Below are 638 nucleotides of genomic sequence, written 5' to 3'. Positions count from 1 at the left end.
GCCCGGGAGCTCGGCATCAGCTCGGAGTCCCTGCGCGGCTGGTACCGCCAGGCCAAGGCGGACCGGGGCGAGGGAGCCCCGGGTGAGCTCACCACCGCCGAGCGCGAGGAGCTCAAGCAGTTGCGCAGGCAGAACGCCGAGCAGGCCAAGACGATCGAGGTCCTGCGAAAAGCCGCGGTCTTCTTCGCGAAGGAGAGCGATCGGTGAACGCGATGTACACGTTCATCGAGGCGGAGAAGACCACCCACGGTGTTGCTTTCCTCTGCCGCCTGCTGAAGGTGGCCCGTTCCTCGTTCTATGCCTGGCTCGCCGCGGCGAAGGCCCGGGCCGCGCGCAAGGCCGCCGACCAGGACCTGGTCCATGAGATCACCGTCATCCACGTGGCCTCCCGCCATACCTACGGCGTGCCGCGCATCCATGCCGAACTGCGGCGCCTGGGCCGGGCGGTGAACCGCAAACGCGTCGCCCGCCTCATGCGCGAGCACTGCATCCAGGGTGTCACCCGTCGCAAGCGCCGTTCGCTGACACGGCCGGACACGAAGGCCAGGCCGGCCCCGGACCTGATCGGCCGCGACTTCCATGCCGAGGTTCCCGGCACGAAACTGGTCGGCGACATCACCGCTCTGCCCACATCCGAG

2 protein-coding genes are annotated in these 638 nt (G+C 69.0%); both read left to right on the top strand.

Going from position 1 to position 638, the window contains the following annotated elements; translation table 11 throughout:
- Positions 1-207: transposase (locus IE107_RS34590; protein ID WP_189548291.1), on the top strand; the 207-nt coding region annotated here is incomplete at its 5' end.
- 5 nt (positions 208-212) lie between these two features.
- On the top strand, positions 213-638 hold a 426-nt coding region (locus IE107_RS34585; protein WP_229867495.1), incomplete at its 3' end, for an IS3 family transposase.

This window comes from Streptomyces gelaticus, from assembly GCF_014649535.1.
GTDB lineage: Bacteria > Actinomycetota > Actinomycetes > Streptomycetales > Streptomycetaceae > Streptomyces > Streptomyces gelaticus.
The sequence above is the reverse complement of the archived record's forward strand: the minus strand, read 5'-3'. Positions and strand labels throughout refer to the sequence as shown.